General features: G+C 72.4%; 18 protein-coding genes and 1 pseudogene. 16 read left to right on the forward strand and 3 right to left on the reverse strand.

What is annotated here, in order from left to right; translation table 11 throughout:
* Positions 1-34: 34 nt before the first annotated feature.
* From ABZX22_RS33015 to ABZX22_RS33030, 4 genes are all read left to right on the forward strand, one after another.
* Complete coding sequence (locus ABZX22_RS33015; RefSeq protein WP_354916748.1) at positions 35-1,060, forward strand: saccharopine dehydrogenase NADP-binding domain-containing protein; 1,026 nt, start codon at positions 35-37, stop codon at positions 1,058-1,060.
* A 197-nt stretch (positions 1,061-1,257) separates the two neighbouring features.
* Positions 1,258-2,472: an amidohydrolase family protein gene (locus ABZX22_RS33020; RefSeq protein ID WP_354916751.1), complete on the forward strand. Its 1,215-nt coding sequence runs from the start codon at positions 1,258-1,260 to the stop codon at positions 2,470-2,472.
* A gap of 296 nt (positions 2,473-2,768) precedes the next feature.
* On the forward strand, positions 2,769-3,335 hold the full coding sequence (locus ABZX22_RS33025; protein ID WP_354916754.1) for an MFS transporter: 567 nt from the start codon (positions 2,769-2,771) through the stop codon (positions 3,333-3,335).
* Positions 3,336-3,484: 149 nt separating this feature from the next.
* Positions 3,485-4,879: a PepSY-associated TM helix domain-containing protein gene (locus ABZX22_RS33030; protein WP_354916757.1), complete on the forward strand. Its 1,395-nt coding sequence runs from the start codon at positions 3,485-3,487 to the stop codon at positions 4,877-4,879.
* Between the two features lie 123 nt (positions 4,880-5,002).
* Here ABZX22_RS33030 and ABZX22_RS33035 read toward each other — a convergent pair whose 3' ends face one another.
* The gene (locus tag ABZX22_RS33035; RefSeq protein ID WP_354916760.1) at positions 5,003-6,217 is read right to left on the reverse strand and encodes a PP2C family protein-serine/threonine phosphatase; all 1,215 of its coding nucleotides are present in this window, start codon (positions 6,215-6,217) and stop codon (positions 5,003-5,005) included.
* Positions 6,218-6,342: 125 nt separating this feature from the next.
* On the opposite strand from ABZX22_RS33035, the gene ABZX22_RS33040 reads away from it, so the two are divergent.
* The 11 genes from ABZX22_RS33040 to ABZX22_RS33090 all read left to right on the forward strand — a co-directional run bounded on the left by ABZX22_RS33040 (position 6,343) and on the right by ABZX22_RS33090 (position 21,016).
* Positions 6,343-6,813: a hypothetical protein gene (locus tag ABZX22_RS33040; RefSeq protein WP_354916763.1), complete on the forward strand. Its 471-nt coding sequence runs from the start codon at positions 6,343-6,345 to the stop codon at positions 6,811-6,813.
* 102 nt (positions 6,814-6,915) lie between these two features.
* A complete protein-coding gene (locus ABZX22_RS33045) occupies positions 6,916-8,427 on the forward strand; it encodes a M28 family metallopeptidase (RefSeq protein ID WP_354916766.1) in 1,512 nt (503 codons plus the stop codon).
* An 83-nt stretch (positions 8,428-8,510) separates the two neighbouring features.
* Positions 8,511-10,019 carry a M28 family peptidase gene (locus ABZX22_RS33050; RefSeq protein WP_354916768.1) on the forward strand — a complete coding sequence of 503 codons (1,509 nt, stop codon included), beginning with the start codon at positions 8,511-8,513 and terminating at the stop codon, positions 10,017-10,019.
* Positions 10,020-10,208: 189 nt separating this feature from the next.
* Positions 10,209-11,327, forward strand: coding sequence for a PP2C family protein-serine/threonine phosphatase (locus ABZX22_RS33055; protein ID WP_354916771.1), 1,119 nt, complete (start codon positions 10,209-10,211; stop codon positions 11,325-11,327).
* A gap of 5 nt (positions 11,328-11,332) precedes the next feature.
* Positions 11,333-11,950, forward strand: a complete 618-nt coding sequence (locus ABZX22_RS33060) for a methyltransferase domain-containing protein (RefSeq protein ID WP_354916774.1) — start codon at positions 11,333-11,335, stop codon at positions 11,948-11,950.
* A gap of 81 nt (positions 11,951-12,031) precedes the next feature.
* On the forward strand, positions 12,032-14,107 hold the full coding sequence (locus ABZX22_RS33065) for a prolyl oligopeptidase family serine peptidase (RefSeq protein WP_354916777.1): 2,076 nt from the start codon (positions 12,032-12,034) through the stop codon (positions 14,105-14,107).
* 102 nt (positions 14,108-14,209) lie between these two features.
* The gene (locus tag ABZX22_RS33070) at positions 14,210-14,710 is read left to right on the forward strand and encodes a hypothetical protein (RefSeq protein ID WP_354916780.1); all 501 of its coding nucleotides are present in this window, start codon (positions 14,210-14,212) and stop codon (positions 14,708-14,710) included.
* Positions 14,710-15,978, forward strand: coding sequence for a hypothetical protein (locus tag ABZX22_RS33075; RefSeq protein WP_354916783.1), 1,269 nt, complete (start codon positions 14,710-14,712; stop codon positions 15,976-15,978). The genes ABZX22_RS33070 and ABZX22_RS33075 overlap by 1 nt, the downstream gene beginning before the upstream one ends.
* Positions 15,975-17,201 (forward strand): VWA domain-containing protein, encoded by a 1,227-nt coding sequence (locus tag ABZX22_RS33080; protein ID WP_354916786.1) that lies wholly within the window; start codon positions 15,975-15,977, stop codon positions 17,199-17,201. Before ABZX22_RS33075 ends, ABZX22_RS33080 begins: the two co-directional genes overlap by 4 nt.
* A gap of 9 nt (positions 17,202-17,210) precedes the next feature.
* Positions 17,211-18,320: an AAA family ATPase gene (locus ABZX22_RS33085; protein WP_354916789.1), complete on the forward strand. Its 1,110-nt coding sequence runs from the start codon at positions 17,211-17,213 to the stop codon at positions 18,318-18,320.
* Complete coding sequence (locus tag ABZX22_RS33090) at positions 18,317-21,016, forward strand: DUF5682 family protein (protein ID WP_354916793.1); 2,700 nt, start codon at positions 18,317-18,319, stop codon at positions 21,014-21,016. Before ABZX22_RS33085 ends, ABZX22_RS33090 begins: the two co-directional genes overlap by 4 nt.
* A 49-nt stretch (positions 21,017-21,065) precedes the next feature.
* On the opposite strand, the gene ABZX22_RS33095 is transcribed toward ABZX22_RS33090, so the two are convergent.
* The gene (locus ABZX22_RS33095; RefSeq protein ID WP_354916796.1) at positions 21,066-22,277 is read right to left on the reverse strand and encodes an MFS transporter; all 1,212 of its coding nucleotides are present in this window, start codon (positions 22,275-22,277) and stop codon (positions 21,066-21,068) included.
* Positions 22,274-23,647, reverse strand: a complete 1,374-nt coding sequence (locus ABZX22_RS33100) for a PLP-dependent aminotransferase family protein (protein WP_354916798.1) — start codon at positions 23,645-23,647, stop codon at positions 22,274-22,276. The genes ABZX22_RS33095 and ABZX22_RS33100 overlap by 4 nt, the downstream gene beginning before the upstream one ends.
* A gap of 68 nt (positions 23,648-23,715) precedes the next feature.
* Between ABZX22_RS33100 and ABZX22_RS33105 the strand changes: the two are divergent.
* A pseudogene (locus ABZX22_RS33105) lies at positions 23,716-24,738 on the forward strand (MFS transporter); the annotation flags it as partial.
* Positions 24,739-24,848: the final 110 nt, after the last annotated feature.

Raw genomic sequence — 24,848 nt, forward strand, 5'->3', positions numbered from 1 at the left:
GACTGTAGTGGCACTCCAAAAACATTCTTGTAGTGTGACTACCAAAACAGGGGCCGGGTACACCGTCCTCATTCTCGGCGGGTACGGCGCGGTCGGCCGGGAAGCGGCCGCGGCGCTCGCGGGCCGTCCCGGCACGGAAGTGATCGTGGCCGGGCGCGATCCCGGCCGGGCGCGGCCCGTCCCCATGGCCACCGCGATGCGCGTGGACGCCACGGATCCGGACGACCTCGACCGGGCGCTGGAGGGCGTCGACGCCGTGCTCATGTGCGCCGAGACCGACAACGTCCGCGTGGCCCGTGCCTGCCTCGAGCGCGGTATCGGCTACGTGGACGTCTCGGCCTCCCACCACGTGCTCGCCGCGATCGAGGACCTCGACCCGCTGGCCAGGCGGCGCGGTGCGACGGCCGTCCTCAGCGTCGGACTGGTCCCCGGCGTCACCAACCTGCTGGCGCGGATCTGCGTCGAGCGTTCGCAGGCCGACGACCTGCGCGTCGGCGTGCTGCTCGGCTCGGGCGAGCAGCACGGGCCTGCGGCGCTGGCGTGGACCCTGGACGGCCTGGGCCGGCTCGCGGGCTCGTGGACGATGCGCTTCCCGCCGCCGTACGGCAGGCGCACCGTCCACCGCTTCCCGTTCTCCGACCAGTACACGCTTCCCGGCACGCTCGGCGTCGCCTCGGCGGGCACGGGGCTGTGCCTCGACTCCCGGCTCACCACCGGCCTGCTGGCCGTGGCCGGGCGGCCCGCCGTCGCCCGCCTGCTGCGCCGTCCCAGGGTTCGCGAACTGCTGCTGACCGCACTGGCGAAGGTGCACGTCGGCGGTGACGGGTTCGCCGTGACCGCCCGCTGCGGTGCCGTCCAGGCGGCCTTCAGCGGGCGGCTGCAGAGCCGCGCCACCGGACGGACCGCCGCGCTGGTGCTGCGCCGGCTGCCCGGCCTGCCGCCGGGGGTCGGACACCTGGAGCAACTGGTGGACCCGGTGGCCTTCCTGGCCGAGCTCGCCGCCGACGGGTTCCGCCTCGACCTGCGCACCGCCGCCAGGCCCGCCGACCACGCCGCCTGACACCACCGGGCGGCCTGACACCGACGGACACCGACGGGCGGCCTGACACCGACGGACACCGACGGGCGGTCTGACACCGACGGGCGGCCTGACACCACCTGGCTGCTGCCTGGACGGCACTCCTTCGGGGGTGGTTTCACCTCTGATAGTTAGATGTCTTACTATCGGAGGTGAGATCACTGCAGAGGAGTGCCGACATGCGTACCCTGATCACCGACGTGCGTGTCTTCGACGGCGAGCGCGTCCAGCCCCGGGCCACCGTCCTGATCGTCGACGACCTGATCGCCCCCTTCGACGGCCGGCCCGCGGACCTGGAGGTCGACGGCTCGGGCAAGACCCTGCTGCCCGGCCTGATCGACGCGCACACCCACGTCTCGGACGGCATGCTCGCCCAGGCGCTGACCTTCGGCGTCACCACCGAGCTCGACATGTTCTGCCTGCCGTCCAACCTGGCCCGCCAGCGCCGTCTCGCCGCCGAGCGGGACGACGTGGCCGACCTGCGCAGCGCCGGAATCCTGGCGACCGCGCCGGACGGGCACCCGAGCCAGATCATGGCAGCCGAGGCGGGCGCGCTCGACTGGCTGGGCGACGCCGTCGGGCCGTTCGACACGATCGCCGACGCGGCCCACGCCACGGAGTTCGTCGAGAAGCGGCTGGCCGAGGGCATCGACTACCTGAAGATCGTGGTCGACGACGGCCGCACCGCAGGGCTGGACCTGCCAGTCATGGGCCCCGACGTGGTCGCCGCGCTGGTCGAGGCGGGGCACGCGGCGGGGCTGACGACCATCGCGCACGTGGCGACGGCACGCGACACCGTCATCGCGCTGGACGCGGGCGTCGACGGCCTCGCGCACGTCTTCCACCACGGGGAGCCAGGCGACCCGACCGCCGAGGAGCTGGCCGCCCGGATCGCCGCGCACGGCGTCTTCGTGGTCACCACGCTCTCCTACATCGAGACGATCACCCAGGACCCCGCCCAGGTCGAGCTGGTGCGGGACGAGCGCATCGCCTCGCGCCTGCCCGAGGGGGCGCGAACGGCCATCGACAGGGACTACACAGCCGTGCCCGTCCACCCGGAAGGCGTCGCCAACGCCCTGCGCGCGACCACGGCGCTCCACGCGGCCGGGGTGCCGCTGCTGGCCGGCACGGACGCGAACGCCTTCGCGCCCCTGCATGGCGCCGCCATGCACAGGGAACTGCTCCTGCTCACCCGGGCGGGACTGGCCCCTGAGGCGGCGCTGGCCGCCGCGACCAGCGTCCCGGCCCGGCACTTCGGCCTGACCGACCGCGGCAGGATCGCCCCCGGCCTCCGCGCCGACCTGGTGCTGGTGGACGGCGACCCGACCAGCGACATCACCGCCACCCGCGCCGTCGCGGAGGTGTGGCGCCGCGGCGCCCGCCAGTCCCGCTGACCCGTCCCCCCGACGGATACCGCCACCCAGTCCTCCACCCGGTCCTCCACCCGGTCCGTTGCCACCCGGTCCGCCTCCACCCGGTCCGGTCCTTCACCCGGTCCGGTCCTTCACCCGGTCCGGTCCTTCACCCGGTCCGGTCCTTCACCCGGTCCGGTCCTCCACCGACGGCCTCTCGGCGAAAGCCCCGACGGGGGAGGTACCGGACACCGGCCAGGGGGACCGGTGGCGCCGACGGCTGAACGCGGTGAGAGACCGGGCTGGGCGGCGCGGTCGATCGATGGCACCATGAGCGGGTGGATGTCGGCCGGCCTCTCATCCGCGCGCTGCGCGCCGCCGTGTTCGCGGTGGCGTGCGTGCTGGTGTCGGCCGTCCTGCACGTGCTGGCCGGAGGCGCGGGCGTCCGTCTCGAGACCATGGCCGGGGCCCTGACCCTCACCTGGGCGGGCGCCTTCCTGCTCGGCCGCCGCCAGCGCGGCGTCGAGGTGCTCCTGGCGGCCTGCTTCGCCGCGCAGTACGGCATGCACCACCTGTTCACCGCCGGCGCCCCGCCCGAGGTGTCGGCGCCGGCCACGCACGGCCACGGCACCGGCCTGGGCATGCTGCTGGTCCACGTCGTGGCGGCGGTCGGCTCGGCCTGGTGGCTGGCCCGCGGCGAGTCGGCCCTGGCGACCCTGCTGCACCTGGCGGGCGCGTCCGTGAGCATGGCGTGGGCCGCCCTGCTCCTCCTGCCGGCCGTTCCGATCGAGTTCGGGCCGGCCGTCCGGGTCACGCCCTGGCGCGGGCCCGTCCCACCGCGGCGCGCGCCGTTCGCGGTGGTGGTCTCCCGGCGTGGACCGCCGGTGTCGTTCTCCGTTCTCTGACCGGGCACCGCTGCCCGGAATCTGGCCCCGCCTGTGTCGCCGGGCCTGTTCGGCGTGGCCGCCATCTCGCGGCCACGCGTCGAAACCCTCGCCGAGACGGCGCGTACCTCGTTGTGGCGCGCCCTCTCACCGAACGGAGAAACGTCACCATGACCTCATCCACCGACGAGCGACCCGAGGCGACGGCGGCCGAGCCGCCCGCCCGGCGCGCCACCTGGGCGGCGCTGCGTCCCCTGGTGCTGCGGCTGCACTTCTACGCCGGTGTCCTCATCGCCCCCTTCCTGCTCGTCGCCGCGACCACCGGCCTGCTGTACGCCGCGTCGTACCAGATCGAGCAGATCGTCTACCGGCACGAGCTGGCCGCGCCCACGGGCGGGCCGCCGCTGCCCCTGAGCGGGCAGATCGCCGCGGCCCGTGCGGCGCGGCCCGACGGGACCGTCACCGCGGTACGGCCCGCCGAGCCGGGCACGACCACGCGCGTGCTGCTCGACGTTCCCGGACTGGCCGACAGCACCCAGCTGGCCGTCTTCGTCAACCCCGCGACCGGACAGGTGCACGGCGTGCTGGAGAGCTACGGCAGCTCGGGCGCGCTGCCCGTGCGGGCCTGGATCTCCACGCTGCACCGCAGCCTGCACCTGGGCGAGCCGGGCCGGATCTACAGCGAGCTGGCCGCGAGCTGGCTGTGGGTGGTGGCCCTCGGCGGCCTGCTGCTGTGGGTCACCAGGCGCCGCCGCGAGGGGCGCCGCCTGCGCGGACTGGCCGCGCCCGAGCGTGGCGCCACCGGCCTGCGGCGCGTCCTGTCGTGGCACGGCTCCCTCGGTCTCTGGGCGGTGCTCGGCCTGTTCTTCCTTTCCGCGACCGGCCTGACCTGGTCGGCGTACGCGGGGGAGAACGTCGACGAGGTGCGCGCCGCGCTCGGCTGGACGACCCCATCGATCTCCACCTCGTCCGGCGACCACGCCGCCCACAGCGGGGGAGGCCACCAGCACGCCGGGCCGTCGGACGCCGGCGTGGACCGCGTCGTCCAGGCGGCCGCGGGCAGGAGGCTGTCCGGCCCGCTGGAGATCGTCTGGCCGAAGGAGCCCGGCGGTTCCTACGTGGTCAAGGAGATCGACAAGGAGTGGCCGCAGCGGCTGGACCAGGTGGCGGTCGACGCGGGGACCGGCCAGGTGACGGACGAGCTGCGCTTCGCCGACTACTCGCTGGCCGCCAAGCTCGCACGCTGGGGCATCGACGGCCACATGGGCCTGCTGTTCGGCCTGGCCAACCAGATCCTGCTGGTCGCGCTGGCCGCCGGGATCATCACGCTGATCGTGCTGGGCTACCGGATGTGGTGGGCGCGGCGGCCGGGCCGCGGCTTCGGCGCGCCGTACCCGCGGGGTGGCTGGCGGCGGGTGCCGGTGGTGGTCCTGGCGCCGCTGGTCGTCGCCGTCGCGGCGGTGGGCTGGTTCCTGCCGCTGATGGGCCTCTCGCTGGCGGCGTTCGTCGTGCTCGACGTCCTGCTCGGGCTGCGCTCCAGGAGAACGGCCGCGCGCGCGGAGTGACACCGGCGGCGGCGCGCGCGTGGCGATACCCCCGGCGACACGCGGGCGGAGTGACATCGGCGGCGGCGCCGTGCGGATGGCGTGGCGGGCGGTGGTGGAGCGGGGGCCCGCCCGCTCCACGTGTCACACGAGGAGCGGGCGGTCGTCGGGGCCGTACCACTCGGTGAGCAGCACCGCGGCGTCGTCGTCGAGCCGGCCGTTCCGGTAGGCCAGGATGCTCTTGATCAGGCGGCGGAGGGTCTCCGGCACGGGCAGGTCCGAGGCGGTGTGGCGGATGATGAAGTCGACGAACCTGGTCAGGCCGAACTCCCTGCCCTCCCTGGCGCCCGCCTCGACGATGCCGTCGGTGTAGAGCAGGATCCGGTCACCGGGTTCGAGCTGTTCCCTGCACGTGACGACGGGGATGCCGAGGTCGAGGCCCATGGGGTGGGCGGGCGGGCAGTCCACGGGGAACGTCCAGCGGCCGCCCCTGATGATGATCGGCAGGTGGTGGCCGCGGTTGACGCAGGTCAGCACGCCGGTGGCGAGGTCGAGGTCGGCCAGGATGCCGGTCACGAAGCGGGTGCCGCGCCCGAACTCGTCGATCAGCACCCGTTCGATCAGCTCGCTGTTGGCGGCCAGCGGTACGTCGTGCCGGCGATGGTTGCGGGAGGCCGTCATGGCCAGGTTGGCGGTCACGCCGGAGGAGACGTCGTGGCCCATGGAGTCGAAGACGGCCAGGTGGAGGACGTCGCCCGCCAGGGCGTAGTCGAAGGCGTCCCCGCCGACCTCGTAGGCGGGTTCCACCACCCCGCTCACCACCACCCTGCCGGTGGAGAAGGTCAACGGGGGCATGAGGTGCCACTGCAGCTCGGCGGCCAGGTTCATCGGCCGCGAGCGGACCACGCGCGGATGGGTGTCGCTGTTCGCCCGCTGGCTCACCAGCAGCAGCGCGACCAGCGACGCCAGGTGCCGCATGGCGTCCGCGGCCTCCTTCTTGCCGGCGGGAGCGGTGACCCGCAGGACGCCCAGCCGTTCGGTGCCGTCCAGGAGGGGCACCCACCAGTCGGTCGCGCCGTCGGCGCCCGCCTTGCCCAGGACCCGGACCTCCTGGAACGCCCGTCCGGCCAGGGTGGTGTCGATGTCGAGTTCCTTCGGCTCCTCGCCCGCCGGCTCGCCCCGCACCGCCAGCAGTCGCAGCATGCTCTGCTGGAGATCGGCCAGGTAGATCAGCACCGTCTCCAGCCCGGCGCCCGCGGCGTACCGGTTCACCAGCACGGGCAGTTCCTCGAGCGTGGCCGTGTGGCTGCGGTCGAGCAGTCCGGTGAGCATGCCCTCGATTCCGTGGGAATCGTCCATGGCGGTCACCCCCCCGATGCGCCGGCGACTGGCACCTACAGGCATACCCACTGTGGCGTCCCTGTCGTGATCGAGGTCTGTTCACTGACATGAGATGGCAGGGGAGGGGGCCTACCGTCCACCGCATGAGCGATTTCGACTTCTTGACCGGCACCTGGGACGTCACCAACCGGCGGCGGACTGACTTCCTCGAGGAGTCGTGCCTTCTCGGTGAGACGACCGACTGGGAGGAGTTCCCCGGCGTCAGCCGCGCCTCCCGGCACTTCGGCGGCGGCGCGAACATCGACGAGATCGAGTTCCCCACGAAGGGGGTCAGCGGTCTCACGGTGCGGCTGTACGACCGCGAGAGCGAGCGGTGGTCCCTGTACTGGGCCAGCAGCAGCACCGGCCGGCTGTTCCCGCCGGTGGTGGGCGGGTTCGCGGCCGGCAGGGGCGAGTTCCACGGCGACGACGTGCACGTGGGCCGTCCGGTCAGGGTGCGCTTCGTGTGGTCGGACATCACCGACCGGTCGGCCCGTTGGGAACAGGCCTTCTCCGTGGACGGCGAGCGCACCTGGATCACGAACTGGATCATGGACTTGACACGTCGCGAATGACCAAATCTGCGGCACTAGGCGCGTAACGGGAAAAGAGGTACGTTCCAAAAGGCGTGCGCTCGGGGGATCTTGCGCACGCCCGGTTCTTTTTGAAGGAGCTTCATGCGCCTGTCCTTAGGCAGGGCCATCACCATGGCCGCCATCCTCGCCCTCCCCCTTTCCGCGATCGCCGTCCCTTCCGCCGCCGCCGGCCCCGTGGACGACGCGTTCGCCAAGCTCCTGGTCAAGAAAGTCCAGGGCGCCAACGTCAAGAAGCACCTGGACGCGCTCCAGACCATCGCGACCGCCAACGGCGGCAACCGCGCCGCCGGGACGGCCGGATACGACGCCTCCCGCGACTACGTGGCCGGCAAGCTCCGCAAGGCGGGCTACAAGGTCACGCTCCAGCCGATCAACTACGTCGACAGCTGGACCGAGAACACCCCGCCGGTGCTGGGCTCCTCCGTGCCGAACGAGGACTTCTTCACCTTCCAGCCGTCGCCCGCCGGCGACGTCACCGCGCAGGTCCAGGGCGTGGACCTGACGCTGCCGCCCACCCCGACGCCGACCTCCACCAGCGGCTGCGAGATGTCCGACTTCTCGGGCTTCGTCGCCGGCCGTATCGCGCTCATCCAGCGCGGCACCTGCCCCTTCGCCACCAAGGTGCGCAACGCGGGCCAGGCGGGAGCATCGGGGATCATCGTCTTCAACGAGGGCCAGCCGGGCAGGACCGAGGCGTACCCGCTGGACCTCGGCGAATGGCGGGCCGGGATCCCGATGGTGTTCGCCGACTTCGCCGTCGGCAACGCGCTGGCCGGCACGCCGGGCGCCACCGTCCACCTCAAGGTCGACTCCACGCTCGTGCTCGGCACCGACGAGAACGTGATCGCCGAGACCAGGTTCGGTGACCCGAGCAACGTCGTCATGATCGGCGCGCACCTCGACGGCGTGCCCGAGGGCCCCGGCATCAACGACAACGGTTCGGGCTCGGCCGCCATCCTGGAGACCGCGCTCCAGCTGAAGCAGTTCCCCGTGCGCAACAAGGTGCGCTTCGCCTTCTGGGCCGCGGAGGAGATCGGCCTGCTCGGCTCCGACCAGTACGTCGAGAAGCTGTCCCAGGAGCAGCGCGACCGGATCAAGCTCTACCTGAACTTCGACATGGTCGCCTCGCCCAACCACGCCTACAAGCTCTACGACGGCGACGACTCCGACAACGCCGGCTCGCCCGCGGGCCCGCCCGGATCGGCGGAGATCGAGCAGCAGCTGAAGGCCTTCTTCACCGGCCGCAGCCTGCCCACCGTCGGCACCGACTTCGACGGCCGCTCCGACTACGGCCCGTTCATCGCGGTCGGCATCCCCTCGGGCGGCATCTTCACCGGTGCCGAGCAGCTCAAGACCGCCGAGGAGGCCGCCATGTTCGGCGGTACGGCGGGCGTCGCCTACGACGCCTGCTACCACGCGGCGTGCGACGGCATCGCCAACATCAACGCGACGGCGCTGGACGTCAACGCCGACGCGATCGCCGACTCCGTCGCCCGCTACGCCTTCAACACGCGCGACATCCCCGACCGGCAGGCCGCGTCGGCGGCCCGCGCCGCCGTACCGGCCGTGACCACCGGTAGTGCCGCGAGCTGAGCACACCCGTGAGGGAGGGCGGTCTCCCACCGGAACCGCCCTCCCTCCATCGCACCCTCTGTCCACCCCCCACGGAGGAACCGATGAAGTCCCGCCTCCTGGTCGTGGCCGCCGCGCTCGCGCTGGCCGCGCCCCTCGCCCAGCCCGCCTCGGCGGCGGCCGTACAGCTGGCACCGCCGAACATCTCGCTGGCCAACGTGAAGGCACATCTCAGCCAGCTGCAGTCCATCGCCTCCGGCAACGGCGGCAACCGCGCCCACGGCCGCCCCGGCTACCTGGCCTCGGCCAACTACGTCAAGGCCCAGCTCGACGCGGCCGGGTTCCAGACCACACTGCAGTCGTTCACCTACAACGGCGCGACCGGCTACAACGTCATCGCCGACTGGCCCGGCGGCGACCCCGACGACATCCTCATGGTCGGCGCCCATCTCGACAGCGTGACGGCCGGTCCCGGCATCAACGACAACGGCTCGGGCAGCGCCTCGATCCTGGAGACCGCCCTGGAGGTGTCGCGTCAGGCGTTGCAGCCGACCAAGCACCTGCGGTTCGCCTGGTGGGGCGCGGAGGAGCTGGGCCTGCGCGGCTCCCAGTTCTACGTCGGCAACCTGTCGGCCACCGACCGGGCCAAGATCAAGGGGTACCTGAACTTCGACATGGTCGGCTCGCCCAACGCCGGCTACTTCGTCTACGACGGCGACAACTCCGACGGCGTCGGTTCCGGTCCCGGCCCGGCGGGCTCGGCGGAGCTGGAGCGGACGCTGCAGGACTACTTCGCCTCCATCGGCGTGCCGACCAGGGGCACCGACTTCGACGGCCGCTCCGACTACGGCCCGTTCATCTCCCGCGGCATCCCCGCGGGCGGCACGTTCACCGGCGCCGAGGGCATCAAGTCCAGCGCCCAGGCCCAGCTCTGGGGCGGTACGGCGGGGCAGGCCTTCGACCCCTGCTACCACCGCTCGTGCGACACGACGAGCAACATCAACGACACGGCGCTGGACCGCAACGCCGACGCGGCGGCGTACGCGGTGTGGACGCTCGGCACGGCCGTGCCGCCGACGACCGTGTGGTCGGACGACTTCGAGACCGCCACGGGCTGGACCGCCAACCCGGGCGGCACCGACACCGCGACGACCGGCCTCTGGGAGCGCGGCGACCCCGAGGCCACCACGTCCAGCGGCACCAAGCAGGTGGGCACGACGGCGAGCGGCGTCAACGACCTGGTCACCGGACGGCTGGCGGGCGCCGCCGCGGGCGATCACGACGTCGACGGCGGGACCACGTCGATCCAGTCGCCGCCGATCACGTTGCCGGCCTCCGGCGTGCTGCGGGTGTCGTTCTCGTGGTACCTGGCGCACGGCAGCAACTCCTCCAGCTCCGACTTCTTCCGGGTGAAGGTCGTGGGCAGCACGACCAGCACGGTGTTCCAGCAGCTGGGGGCCGCTTCCGACCGTGACGGCGCGTGGGGCTCGTCCACCGCCGACATCTCGTCGTTCGCGGGGCAGACGGTGCGCCTCCTGGTCGAGGCGGCCGACGCCTCGGGCGCCAGCCTCGTGGAGGCGGGCGTCGACGACGTCAAGGTGACCCGCCAGTAGCACGCACGGCCCGGCGCCGCCCCTGACCGGGGGCGGCGCCGTTCCATTGGCATGGAAAGTCACGTATATCCCCATTGTCTGGATAGTTGTTTTCCGTTCTCTTTGTCGCTTGTTACAGCGGGCGCGGTGTGCCGGGAAGTCTGGTCGGCGGTTGAGTGGAGGTTGACCAGGGGTTTGTGGAGGCATGCGATGGTGAGACCAGGGGGAGAGGCCGCCGACAACCGCGCGGCACACCTGATCATGACCGCGCTGCCGTACGCCATGATGGGGATCGTGGCGGTGCTCAGCCTGCTGTCGGGACCGGAGTTCGGGTTCCTCTCCCTGCTGGCCCTCGGCCCCGCCTTCGCCAGCCTCGTGGGGACCGTCCGCCGCACCGTGGTCATCGGCGGCATCGCGCTGGTGCTCTCCCTCCTGCTGGCCGCGCACGACAACCTGGTCGGGTCGCGCCAGAGCTACCAGAGCCTGCTGGTCATCGCAGGCGTCACCGCGGCGAGCCTGGTGGCCACGATGGGCAGGCAACGGCGCGAGCGGGAACTGGCCAACGTGCGGTCGGTGGCCGAGGTGGCCCAGCGGGTGCTGCTGCGCCCGCTGCCGCGGCGGGTGGGACACCTGCGGGTCGCGCTCTCCTACACCTCGGCCGCCGCCGACGCCCGCATCGGCGGCGACCTGTACGAGGTGGCGGCGGGCCCAAAGGGCGTCAGGGTGATCCTCGGTGACGTGCAGGGCAAGGGCCTGGAGGCGGTGGAGACCGCGGCCATCGTCCTGACCGCCTTCCGCGAGGCCGCCCACGACGAGCCCGACCTGCTGGGCGTCAGCACCCGCCTGGAGAAGGCGCTCAACCGGCGGCTCGAAGGGGAGGACTTCGTCACCGCCGTCCTGCTGGAGGCCACCCCCGACGGCACGATGACGCTGCTCAACTACGGGCATCCCGCGCCACTGATCCTGCACCCCGGCGGGCAGGTCAGCTTCGCCGAGCCGGACGAGACGGCGCCGCCGCTCGGCATGGGGGTGCTCGACGTCGAGGGTCCGCTCCCGTACCGGGTCCGGTTCCGCCCGGGAGACCAGATGCTGCTCTACACCGACGGAGTGATCGAGGCGCGCGACCCTGAGGGCGGGTTCTACCCGCTGGCCGAGCGTGCCTTCCTGCTGAAGGACGACAACCCGGAGGCGGCGCTCGAGGCGCTGCGCCTCGACCTGGTCGCGCACGTCGCCGGACCGCTGCACGACGACGCGGCCATGCTGCTGCTGCGCCCGTCCGGCAGGGAATTCAAGAGCTGGGGCAGAGCCGCCGCCCCGCTCATGGGGTGATCGCCATGCGGGACCCGGACGTCGGAAAGACGATCAACCATCCGCGTGCCTACGACCTGCTCTCCTCCATCGCCTTCCTCGGGCGCCGGAGGGAGGTGTTCACGCGGATCGCGGCGCTGTCCGGCGTCCGCCCCGGCGACAGGGTGCTGGACGTCGGCTGCGGCACGGGCTACCTGACCCGCGTGCTCGCCCCGCTCGTGGATCCCGGCGGGCAGGTGACCGGTGTCGACCCCGCACCGAAGACGATCGCGTACGCCAGGGCGCGGGCGCCCGGCGCCTGCTCCTACCTAATGGGCCGGGCCCAGGCGCTGGAGCTGCCCGACGCCTCCTTCGACGTCGTCGTCTCCAGCCTCGCCGTGCACCACGTTCCCGCCGCCTCCCGGGGCGCCGCCGTCCAGGAGATGGCCCGCGTGCTGCGGCCCGGCGGGCGGCTGCTGATCGTGGAGTTCAGCCCGCCGACCACCGGCCTGGTCGCCACGCTCGCGCGGCCGGTCACCCGGCACGCCCTCCAGCCGAGCCCCGAGGACGTGCTCGACGAGCTGATCCCGCCGGCCGGAGGCAGCGTCATGGTCAGGGGCACCCTGCCGCCGATGCTGTATTACGTGAGCGCCGTGGTAAAATGATCACGATGGTGAGGCCGCTTCCCGCATGACGGGGGCGGCCATTCTGCTTTTGACGTACTTTCCCGTACCGAAGGAAGTGGAATGACCGGCACCTCACTGCCTCACCAGATCGCCCGCACCAGACGCTTCACCCTCGGCGCCCCCTCCGCCTTCACCGTGTCGCCCGACGGCGGCACCGTCTACTTCCTGCGCACCAGGGCGGGCGACGACCCCGTCTCCTGCCTGTGGGCGCTGGACGTCGCGACCGGGAGGGAACGGCTGCTCGCCGACCCGCTCACCCTGCTCGCGGGAGAGGAGGAGCGGCTGACCGCCGAGGAGCGGATCCGCCGCGAGCGCGCCCGCCAACTGTCGTCGGGAATCGTCGGCTACGCCGCCGACCGCGCCTGCGAGCTGCTGGCCTTCGCGCTGTCGGGACGGCTGTGGACGGTCAGGACCCGCGACGGCGAGGTCCGCGAGCTGCCCGCCGCCGGGCCGGTGGCCGACCCGCGTCCCGACCCGACGGGCCGAAACGTCGCCTACGTCAGCGGGGGCGAGCTGCGGGTGGTGGCGGCCGACGGCTCGGCCGATCGCGCGATCGCGGTGCCGGAAGGTCCCGAGGTGACCTACGGGCTGGCCGATCACATCGCGGCCGAGTCCATCGGCAGGCGCCGCGGCCACTGGTGGGCGCCGGACGGCCGGTCCCTCCTGGTGGCGCGGGTGGACACCACACCCGTCCAGCGGTGGTACGTGTCCGACCCGGCCGACCCGACCCGGCCGCCCGTCGCCATCCGCTACCCCTCCGTGGGAACCGCCAACGCCGACGTCAGCCTGTGGATCACCGACCTGGACGGCGACGGCGTCGCCGTCCGGTGGGACAGCCAGGCGTTCGAGTACCTGACGGCCGCGGGCTGGGACGCCTTCGGGCCCTACGCCGCCGTGCAGAGCCGCGACCAGCGGCACGTCCAGGTGCTCGGCGTCGACGCCGCGACGGGCGCCGTCGAGGTGCTGGCCGAGCAGCGGGACGCCGCGTGGGTCACCCTGGTCGGCGGGCTGCCCGCGCGCACCGCCTCCGGCACGCTGCTGACCTGCGCCGATCTCGGTGACACGCGCACGCTGCTGCGGGAGGGCCACCCTGTCACGCCGGACGGGCTGCAGCTTCACGAGGTCCTTGCCGTGGACGGCGAGACCGTCCTGTTCACCGCGTCGGACGAGCCCACCGAGACGCACCTGTGGGCCCACGACCCGGACCACGGCCTGCGGAGGATCAGCGAGGAGTCGGGCGTGCACGGCGGCGCCACGCGGGGCGGCGCCACGGTCCTCGTCTCCCACACGACCAAGGGCGACCGCGTCACGGTGCGGCGCGAGGAGGACGAGGTCGAGATCGCCTCGCGTGCCGAGCGCCCGGTGCTCGAACCCAGGATGGAACTGCTCAGCCTCGGCCCGCAGGCCCTCAGGGCCGCCCTGTTCCTGCCGTCGTGGCACCGCGAGGAGGACGGCCCGCTGCCGGTGCTGATGGACCCGTACGGCGGGCCGGCCATGCGCAAGGTGACCGCGTCGCTGTCGTGGCTGGTGTACGTGTCGCAGTGGTTCGCCGAGCAGGGCTTCGCCGTCCTGGCGGTGGACGGCAGGGGCACGCCGGGCCGGGGTCCCGCGTGGGAGCGGGCCATCCACCTCGACCTGGCGGGGCCCGTGCTGGAGGACCAGGTGGAGGGGCTGCACGAGGCGGCGCGGTTGCGGCCCTGCCTCGACCTGACCAGGGTGGGCATCCGCGGCTGGTCGTTCGGCGGGTTCCTGGCGGCCATGGCGGTGCTGCGCCGTCCCGACGTCTTCCACGCGGCGGTGGCGGGGGCGCCGGTGACCGACCAGCGCCTGTACGACACCCACTTCCGCGAGCGCCATCTCGGCCACCCCGACGAGCATCCCGAGGCCTACGACCGCAGCTCGCCCATCAGGGAGGCGGCGTCGCTGAGCCGTCCGCTCCTGCTGGTGCACGGGCTGGCCGACGACAACGTGGTGGCGGCGCACACGCTGCGGATGTCGGCGGCGCTGCTGGCGGCGGGCCGGCCGCACGAGGTGCTTCCGCTTTCCGGCGTGAGCCATCAGGCGCTGTCCGAGAATGTCCTGCTCCACCAGCTGGAGTTCCTGCGGCGCGCGCTCGGTCTGGAAGTGCTTCCCTGAATCTAGGCTTTTTGTGGTAGCGATATCGGCCTCCCGCATGATCGAGAAGCGTGTCCGGACGTATCGGGAATGGGGTAAGTTACCGACTCACTGATCGCCCGCATGCCGACAAGGCTGGAGGTCGAGGTCGTGAACGCGGACAGTCCCGCGTGGGAAACACGTAGCGCCGTACGGGTGATCGCACCCGTACAACCGCGCAAACTGGCCAAGGTGCCCTTCGTCGAACTGGCGGACGGCCGGCTGCAGGGCGTGGTGTCGAGCGGTTCCGACATCGCGAGGGTGTACGTCTCGTCGATCGCCGCGACGACCCATGAGTTCAACTGCAGCACGAACAACAACCGCCCGTGCGGCGGCATGTACGGAGGGCCGTGCAAGCACCTGCAAGCGCTCGTCGACGAGGCGATCGTGCAGTACGGCCTCGACCGGGTCGCCAGGTACCTGCGCGTCGAGGTCGGCGAGGGCGAGCGCCTGATCCGCAAGCTGCACGGCCAGCACGCGCCGGCTCCCGCCGCCATGGTCTTCAGCCGCTTCCTGCGCCACCTGGCCTATCTGGAAGTGCCGGAGTCCACCATGCCCGTCCCCGAGATGCATTGGTTCCGTTGATGCGACTGGACGCTCCCCCCGCGGGAGTCGAAGAGGCCCTCGAGGTCGTGACCGGGTTCGACGAGGCCCTGACGCACGGGTTCGCGCGGTCCGGAGGAGAGCGGCTGAGGGCCCTGGCGGGCGCGCTGGCCACGACGCCGGTCGGTCAGCGCGTGGCCGAGGCCACCGAGAAGATCGCCGCGGGCTCCATCGGCGAGGAGCACCTGACGGTGCTGGCGGCCGGCCGGTCCGCGCTGCTCGGCGCGGTCCACGACGCGCTCCTCGGCCAGCTCGACACCGCGCTCGGCCGGCAGCGGGCCGAGCACGTCGCCGGCGAGGGCGGCTCGAAGGCCGCCGAGAGCTGCCGGTCGTGGCTGAGCGAGCTGGCGATCACCGGCTGGCGCGGGGTCGACCACGACCTGGTCTCCGCCTCCTCGCAGGTGGTCGAGGGACTGCTGGCCGACCCCGGCTCCCGGCGCCTGGCCGTCCTGCTCGACGGGCTGGCCGCCGAGCTGAGCGCGTCGGCTCCCGTGGCGACGATGGAGCACCTGCCCGCGCGGCGCTGGGCCGACCTGTGGTCGAGGGCGCTGCTGCTGTCGCAGGGCGGCTGGCCCGAGGCCGCCGCCGAGGAGGTGTCGGGACGGCTGCTGATCCTCGGCGTCGAGGTGCAGGAGCACGGCACCGCCGTCCAGGTGCAGGTCCACGGGGTCCTGGAGACCACGGGGCAGAACCTGCTGGTCCGCACCGGCGTGGTCGTCGCCAAGGTCGACACGATCGTCGGGCTCGCGCTGTGGCCGCTGCTCGGCGGCTACCCGCTGCTGCTGAAGGCACTGGCCGAGCAGCGTGCCGTCGAGGTCAGGGGCCTGACCCTGCTGAGCGGGGGCGACCTGCTGTGGCAGGAGGACAAGGTCGCGCTGCAGGATCCGGCCGACCCCTTCGTGACGGCCAGGGTGCTGCTGCCCGAGGCGGTCGCGCCCGGCGTGGCGCCGCTGGAGCGGCACCCGGTGCGTATCGCCGAGCCCGTGCTGATCGAGGGCAAGCTCGCCGACTACGACATCGAAGGACTGACGGCCGCGGGACCGATCACCCCTGAACTCGCCGCGGGCGCCACGGCCTGCGTCGGCCTCATGCGGTGGGACGGCGGGCGCTGGGTCCTGCAGCCGCTGGCGGTGCAGAAGGGCAAGAAGGCGCCGCACAACGCCGAGCTGGCGCTCAGCCCCAAGGCCACCAAGGCGGGCGAGGCCGTGAACGTGCTGCGGGAACGAGCGGGACGGCTGCTGCGGAAATGAGCGACGAGAACAGAAGGCAGGTGCTCTACTGGCGCCTCCTCGCGCGGCTGTTCGAGCCCGACGAGCAGCCCTCGCTCGAGTCGGCCGGCGTCGCCATCGTCGACGACCTCGGACTGCCCGCGGCGCTGCTCGATCCGTCGATCTCGATCGACAACCTGACGCAGCGCTTCCCCGACCTGCGCGACCAGCTCGACAACCTTCACGACCTCGACTCCGTCCGTAAGGCCGCCCTGGTCAGCAAGCTGCTGCTCAACGTCTTCAACACCGGCTCGGGCACGGTCACCGCGACCCAGCTCGACACGTGGAAGAAGGACGCGGCCTGCTTCCAGCAGGTGATCGGCGACGAGTCCGGGCAGCTGGGCCAGATCGAGGCCGATCTGGTGAAGCGCATGCACCTGAGGGAAGTGCTGGCCGACCCCAACCTGGCCAGGCAGCTGACCCCGAGCATGTCGCTCATCGAGCAGCTGCTGCGCGACAAGGCCAACCTGTCGGGCATCGCGCTGGCCAACGCCAAGGCGCTGATCCGCAGGTTCGTCGACGAGGTGGCCGAGGTGCTGCGCACCCAGGTCGAGAAGACCAGCGCGGGCACGATCGACCGGTCGGTGCCGCCCAAGCGCGTCTTCCGCAATCTCGACCTCGAGCGGACCATCTGGAAGAACCTCACCAACTGGAGCCCCGAGGACGAGCGGCTGTACGTCGACCGCCTGTTCTACCGCCACACGGCCAAGCGGACGACGCCCGCGAAGATGATCGTGGTCGTCGACCAGTCGGGCTCGATGGTCGACGCGATGGTCAACTGCACCATCCTGGCCTCGATCTTCGCGGGCCTGCCGAAGGTCGACGTGCACCTGGTCGCCTACGACACCCGTGCCCTCGACCTGACGCCGTGGGTGAACGACCCCTTCGAGGTGCTGCTGCGCACGACGCTGGGCGGCGGTACCGACGGGACGGTCGCCATGGCCCTGGCCAGGCCGAAGATCACCGATCCGCGCAACACCGTCATGGTGTGGATCTCGGACTTCTACGACAACCGGTCGCTGATCACCGACTTCGAGTCGATCCACCGCTCGGGGGTGAAGTTCATCCCCGTCGGCTCGGTGAACAGCTCGGGTCACGCGAGCGTGGACCCCTGGTTCCGCCAGAAGCTCAAGGACCTGGGCACTCCGGTAATTTCCGGACATATCCGCAAACTTGTGTTCGAGCTCAAGAGCTTTCTCTCCTAGGAGACCCTGTTGCTGCGCGCACCCGCTGAAACCAAGTACGCCGACGAGCTCGACTACCTGGAGTCGATCGACAAAGGCCCCAAGCCGTTCTCGTGGCGGCTCAGCCCCCGCATGGTGCGGATCTTCGTGCTCGGCTCCGAGCGCTCCGACGGGATCGAGCGCGAGATCCCGCAGAAGTGGTTCGGCGACCGCAGCTTCGTCGAACGCGCCATCGTCACCCTGGCCTCCGACCGCGGCCTGCTGCTGATCGGCGACCCCGGCACGGGCAAGAGCTGGCTGGCCGAGCTGCTCGCCGCCGCCGTCTGCCGCAACTCCACCCTGGTCGTGCAGGGGACGGCGGGCACCACCGAGGACCACATCAAGTACTCGTGGAACGTCTCCATGGTCATCGCCAAGGGCCAGTCCCGCGAGTCGATGATCCCCTCGCCGATCATGACGGCGATGGAGCAGGGCGTGATCGGCCGCTTCGAGGAGCTGACCAGGTCCACCAGCGACGTCCAGGACGCGCTCATCTCGATCCTGTCGGAGAAGTACGTCTCCATCCCCGAGCTCCCCGACGGCGACGACAACATCGTCTTCGCCCAGCCCGGCTTCTCGATCATCGCCACGGCCAACAGCCGCGACCGGGGCGTCAACGACCTGTCCTCCGCGCTGAAGCGCCGCTTCAACTTCGTCCGCATCCCCGTCGTCACCAACAAGAAGAGCGAGGCGGAGATCGTCCGCTTCCGCACGACGGAGCTGCTGCGCAGGCACCAGATCGAGCTCGACGTGCCGCCCACGCTGCTGGACATCCTGCTGCAGAGCTTCTCCGACCTGCGGGCCGCGGCCGCCTCGGCCACCAGCGACGACGAGAAGCTGGAGTCGGCGCTGTCCACGGCCGAGCAGATCGGCGTGCTCGAGGACGCCATCCTGCACAGCACCTTCTTCGGCGACACCAGGCTGCGGGCCCAGACCCTGGCCGGCTCGCTGGTCACGTCGCTGGCCCGGCGCAGCCCCGAGGACCTCGCCATCCTCAACAAGTACTGGCACGGGGTCGTCGAGCCGCGCAGCAAGAAGGAGGGCGGCGACTGGGCGGAGTTCCTCGAAGGCGGCCGCCAGGCGATCGCCACGCTCTCATGAGCGGTCCCTTCGACCCGCTGCGCGAGCAGCTCGCCGCGGCGGCCCAGGAGTTCGCGGGCGTCGGCATCCTGCCCGGGATGGTCGACGACGTCGAGCGGGCGCTGGCCGAGGAGCTGGAGATCTTCCCGGTCTGCCACCACTCGCCGGCCTCCGCGCTGGCGATGGTGCGCAGGCTGAGGGAGAAGCAGCCCAAGGTCATCTACCTGGAGCTGTGCGAGGACCTGCGGCCCGTCCTCGACGAACTGGTCAACTGCCGCCTGCCCGTGGCGTTGCAGGCCTTCGCCACCGACATCGACGGCTTCCCCGCCGAATGGGCGCCGCTGAGCGTGATCGCGCCCATCACCGAGTCGTCGGCGGAGTACCAGGCCATCGCCTACGCGCTCCAGACTCCCGGCGTGGAGATCGTCCTGGTCGACCGCTCGGTCGACCACGTCTTCCAGTGGGCGCCGCGCGAGCGCGACGGCGACCCGGCCGCGGAGAAGACGGTCGAACCGGTGGTCGACACGGTCGGCGTCGAGATCGGCGACCTGCGGCCCCGCTTCGCCGAACTGGAGGAGCACCTGCTCCACCACGGCAAGGTGCGGCACTGGTCGGAGTGGTGGGACCAGTACGTCGAGCAGCCGCTCTCCGGCGCCGACTACGACACCTACCGCCAGGTCATGGTGCTGATCGGCAGCCTGTTCCGGCGCCTGCGCCCCGACGGCAACGAGGTCGACGAGGACCGCGAGCGCTACATGTGGACCCGCATGCGCGAGCACCTGGCCGCCACCGGCGCCGACCCTGCGACCTGCCTGTACGTGTGCGGCGCCTTCCACGCCGCCAGCCCCGTGATGGGCGAGCACCTCGACATCACCCCCCGTACGGCCACGCAGTGGCTCTACGGCCTCATCCCCTCCAGCCACTCGCAGATCGAGCGGCAGTTCGCCCTGGCGCCCGGCTCGGTGTCGATCGCCTCGGCGACGTGGGAGAAGGCGGTCAAGCGCACCGGCGTCACGCCGTTCAGGCTCGGCGGCAAGCCCAGGAAGGGCAAGGCCACGCCGGCCACGCCCAGGCCCGTCAGCGACCGGCTGTCGGACTTCCTGCGGCAGCCGCCCTCGCTCGACAGCTTCGACGAGGCCGAGCTGCTCGACTGGTGCGTCGAGATCGTCCGGCTGGCCCGCCGCAACGGCTACCAGTCCAGCACCGCCGACGCCATCGCCGTGTACGAGACGTCGATCCTGCTGGCGGGCCTGCGCAACAGGAAGCGGCCGACGCCGTACGACTTCCAGGACGCCGCGGTCACCTGCATCGAGAAGGACGTCGTGCCGGGCCGGCGCGACGTGCGCCGCCTGTGCGAGATCATGCTCGGCGGCGACAGGATCGGCCAGGTCGGCTACGACTCGCTGCCGCCGCTGGCCCGCGACGTGCTCGACCGCCTCGCCCCGCTCGGGCTCGACCTGCAGAAGCGCACGCTGTCCAGGGCGCTGATGAACCTCGACACCGACCCCGAGCTGGTGCCGTGCTCCGACCTGCTGTGGATGCTGCGCTACCTGCTGCCCGAGGGCGCGGTGAAGCCCATCATGGGCTCGCGGGTGCTCGGCGAGCGGTCCATCCAGGAGAGCTGGGACCTGTGGCTGGGCAAGTACCAGCGGGAGCTGATCGAGCTCGGCTACGAGGGCGTGACCATCGAGCAGGTGCTGGAGCAGCGGCTGCGCGCGGCGGCGTGGGACCAGAAGGCGACCGCCGCCACGGTGCTCGCCGCGGTCGAGGACTCACTCCTGTTCCTGGGCAGCCGCAGGTTCACCGAGGAGCTGGGCGCGCGGGCGGTGGAGCTGCTGGCCGCCGAGCGGACCGTGGACGACGCACCCGAGGTGCTGCGGCGGATCCGGCGGCTGCTGGCCTACTACCGGTCGGCGGGCCACGGACTGCCGGCCTGGTGCGAGGCGTTCGTCACCGCGGGCTACGCCCACTACTGCACGCTGCTGCCCACGGCCTTCGTCGACGAGGAGTCGGGGGTCAGGCAGGTCGGCGCGATGCTGGGCTTCCTGTTCTCCATGGAGAGCCTCGCGCTGTCCCTGGGCTGCGACAGGGCGCAGCTGGAGCTGGCGGTGCAGCAGTCGCACCCGGAGGCGCCGCCGAAGGTGGCGCTGCTGTGGACGGCCAAGTTCCAGCTCGGCCTGCTGTCCATGGCGGACCTGCGGGCGCTCACCGCCGACCTGCTGGACAACCCGCTCATCGTGCCGTCGGTGCCGCTCTACGTCTCCGGCTTCGTGCAGGCGCTGGAGTCGGCTCCCGCGCTGACGTCCTTCGTGGTCGAGGTGCTGTCCGGCGCGTTCGGGCGGCTGCCCGACGACGTGCTGATCCCGTGGCTGCCGAAGCTGATCGCCGCGCTGCGCAAGGAGGCGCCCGAGCTCGTGCCCGTGCTGGTGCGCGAGGCGGGCCGTACCTTCCCCGGCACGCTGGCCGCCGTCGACGCGTGGGTGGCGCCCTGGTCGGCCCAGGCCGCTCCGGCGGTGCCCGCGGCCGTCGCGGCAGGACCCGTCGGGGAGCTGCTGGCCGCGCACCCCGCCGCCACGGACGCCCTCGCCGCGCTGCTCGGCTGCTCGGGCGAGTGGCAGCAGTCCGGCGGGCCGCCGGTCGCCGAGGGGAACCCCGAGGTGGCGACGCTCCTGGCCGCCCACCCGCAGACCGCCGCCGCCCTCGCCGCCCTGCTTTAGGGGGCTTGCCGCCCCGCTCTCCACGGGCGGGGCGGCTGCGGCGGTGGTGTCATCGGGCGGTGAGGCCGCGCACCCCCGGCGACAGCAGCGCGGCCAGCGCGACGGCGACGATCAGCGCCGCGCAGCCCAGCAGCGCGGGCGCGGGCCCGGTCGCGACGGCGACCGGGCCGGCCACCAGCAGCCCGATCGGCCCGAACATCAGCGAGCCGAGCGCGTCGTAGGAGCTGACCCGCGACAGCGACGCGGGCGGGATCTCCCGCTGCATCGTGGTCTGCCACAGCACCCCGAAGACGTCCATGCAGACACCCATCAGTACCGCGCCCAGCACCACCGTCCACAGCGGCGCACCCGACCCCAGCAGCAGGTACGGCAGCGCCGTGGGGATCATCAGCAGCGTCCCGAGCAGGATGGGCCGCCGGGGACGCAGCCGCATCGCGACCACGACCCCGCCGATCATGCCGACCGCCTCACCCGCCAGCACGGCCGACCACGCCGGAGGGCCACCGAGGCTCTGCTTGGCCAGCAGCGGGCCGAGCACGCCGTGCGCCCCCTGCATCGCCATCACCATCACGGAGAACTGCGCCACGACCACCCACAGCCACTGGCGGGAGATGAACTCGCGCCAGCCGTCGCGCAGGTCGGCCAGCACCGAGTGACCGGGGGTCAGCATCCGCTCCGCGGGCGGCAGGCTGATCCCCGCCACGCAGGTCGCCCCCAGGGCGAACATCACGGCGCTGGCGACCAGCGCCCACCCGCTGCCCACCAGCGTCACCACGGCCCCGCTGAGCACCAGCCCGATCACGCGCCCGGCGTTCGTGCCGAGTCCGAGCAGGGCGTTGGCGGTCTGCAGCCGCTCGGACGGCACCACGTCGGGCACGATCCCCGTCAGCGCCGGATACATCATCGCCATGGCGACGCCGCTGACCGCCGCGGCGATCACCAGCGCCGGCACGGGCGTCCAGCGGGTCAGCAACATCAGGGCCAGGGCGGCGAAGGCCGCCGCGCTGGTCGCGTCGGCGGCGAGCATCACCCTGTTCCGCGGCAACCGGTCCGCGATCACCCCGCCGACCAGCATGAACACCACCATCGGGACGGCCTCGGCGGCCAGCACGACCGACAGCGTGGTGGCGTCGGCGCCGGGCAGGCCGAGCACGCCGAAGGCGAGCGCGACGGGCGCGAAGGCGCTGCCGAGGACCGAGACGAACCTGGCGGCCAGCAGTAACGCGAAGCGGCGCTCACGCAGCAGGCCGAGATCCTTCACCGTCGCCCCCTGTCCCCGGCCGCGAACAGCCTGCGCAGTCCCTCGTCGATGTGTTCGAGTGAGATGCCACCGTAGCCGAGGACGACCCCCCGCTGCGCGGGGCCCGCGTAGTAGGTCGTCAGGTCCTCGGCCGCGACCTCGGGCGCCGCGGCCGGATCGACCTCGCCCTTCGCACACAGGTGCAGCCCCGCCGCCGAGGGCACCAGGTCGAGCCGGTCGTCCAGGAAGCCGGCGATGCGCGCCCGCCGGGCGGCGTACTCCTTGGTGGCCTTGCGCACGTGCCTGGCCAGCAGGCCCTCGTCGATGAACCGGGCGAGCGCCGCCTGCGTGGTGGTCTCGCTGTGCCAGTCGGTCAGCTGCTTGGCGGCGCGCAGCGCGGGCTGGAGCGACGCCGGGGCGACGAGGAAGCCGAGGCGGAGCATCGGGGCCAGCGTCTTGGAGAACGAGCCGACGTAGACGACCCTGCCGCTGCGGTCCAGGCTCTGCAGCGGTTCGAGCGGCCGGTCCTCGAAGCGGAACTCGCTGTCGTAGTCGTCCTCGATCACCAGCGCGTCGCGCCGCGCCGCCCACGCCAGCAGCGCCGTACGGCGGGCCAGCGACATCGGCGTCCCGAGCGGGAACTGGTGCGACGGCGTGACGTAGACCAGCCTGGCGGCGGTGGGAACGGCCGTCACGTCCACCCCTTCGGCGTCCACGGGAACGCTCACGACGCGGGCGCCCAGGGAGCGGAACAGGCGCCGGGCGGGCGGGTAGCCGGGCTCCTCCACCGCCACGCAGTCGCCGGGCTCGATCATCACCCTGCCGATCAGGTCGAGCGCCTGCTGGGCGCCCTGCGTGACGATCACGTCGTCCGGCGCCGCCCTGACCGACCGTGAGATCCCGAAATAGCGGGCTATCGCGGTACGAAGGCCTTCGTGGCCCTCGGGCGGCAGGTACCCGGCCGCCCTGACCCGCAGCTCCCTGGCGACCAGCCGCCGCCACGTCTCCAGGGGGAACAGCCGGAGGTCCGGCACGCCGACGGTGAAGTCGAAGGCGGGCGCGGACCGTCCCGCCAGGGGCGCGATCGACCGCCACACCGCGCGCGGCCGCACGCCGCTTCCCTGCGGAGCCCTGCGCCCCGTCTCGACCCTGGCGGGGGCGCAGACGAACGTGCCCGCCCCCGCCCTGCCCACGAGGAAGCCGTCGGCCATCAGCCGCTCGTAGGCCACGGCCACCGTGTTGCGGGCCACGTCGAGGCCGCGTGCCAGCTCCCGCGTCGGCGGCAGCCGCTCGCCCTGCCTCAGCCGCCCGTCGAGAATGGCGTCGCGCACCTGCCGGTAGATCTGCGCGGCCAGATCGCCCCTGCCGGAGAGGCTGACGTGGAAGTCCATCTTGGCCCCATCAGTTAGCTCGAAATTGGAGCTTACAGACGGCCAAGTCGTGCCCGTAGCCTCGCCTGGTGACCAACCCCCGCCGCCTCCTCACCCTCGCCCAGCTGTCCAACGCCATCGGCGACGGCGCCTACGTCGTCACCTCCACCCTCTACTTCAGCCGGATCGCCGGCCTGTCGCCCGCCGAGATCGGCCTCGGCCTGACCATCGGCTGGGCCGTCGGCACGGTGGCGGGCGTCCCGCTCGGACACCTGGCCGACCGGCGGGGGCCGCGCGGCGTGGCGGTGCTCCTGGCCGTGGCGACGGCGGCGGGCGTCGGCTCGTTCCTGCTGGTGCGCTCGTTCCCGCTGTTCCTGTTGGCCGTCTGCCTCTACGCGGCGGCGCAGACGGGGCTGTCGGCGGCGCAGCAGGCGCTGCTCGCGGGTCTGGTGCCGCCCGCCGAGCGCACCCACGTGCGGGCCGTCCTGCAGTCGACGCTGAACGCCGGGCTGGCCGTGGGTGCCGGGCTCGGCGGCCTCGCGCTCCACTTCGACACCACGGCGGCCTACCTGACCGTCTTCGCCGTCGACGCGGCGAGCTACCTGGTCGCGGCGGCGGTGCTCACCCGGATGCCCGCCGTACCGGCGGTGCCCCGGGTGAAGGGAGAGCCGCGCCTCGCGGTCCTGCGCGACCGGCCCTACGCGGTGGTCACCCTGCTCAACACGGTCATGCTGCTCTACCGGCCGCTGATCAGCCTGGTGCTGCCGCTGTGGATCGTCCAGCGGACCGACGCGCCCGCGTGGACCGTCTCCGCCGTGCTGGTGCTCAACACCGCGTGCGTCGTGCTGTTCCAGGTCCGCGTCGCGCGCAGGGTGCGCGACCTGGTCTCGGCCTCCCGCTCGGTACGGCTGGCCGGCCTGGTCCTGTTCGTGTCGTGCCTGGTGTTCTCGCAGGGCGACACGGTCGTGCTGCTGCTGGCCGCGGCGCTGCTGCAGGTGCTCGGCGAGATGCTGCTGGCCGCCGGCGCCTGGGAGATCGGCTTCGGCCTCGCGCCCGCCCACAGGCAGGGCCAGTACCAGGGGTTCTTCGGCTCCGGCACCGCCGTCGCCAGGATGGCGGGGCCGGTCCTGCTCACCACGCTCGTCATCGGCTGGGGCACGCCCGGCTGGCTGGTGCTCGGCGGGCTGTTCGCGGCGGCCGGCGCCGCGATGGCGCCGGCCGT

Origin of the sequence: Nonomuraea sp. NPDC003804 (assembly GCF_040610675.1) — a bacterium.
GTDB lineage: Bacteria > Actinomycetota > Actinomycetes > Streptosporangiales > Streptosporangiaceae > Nonomuraea.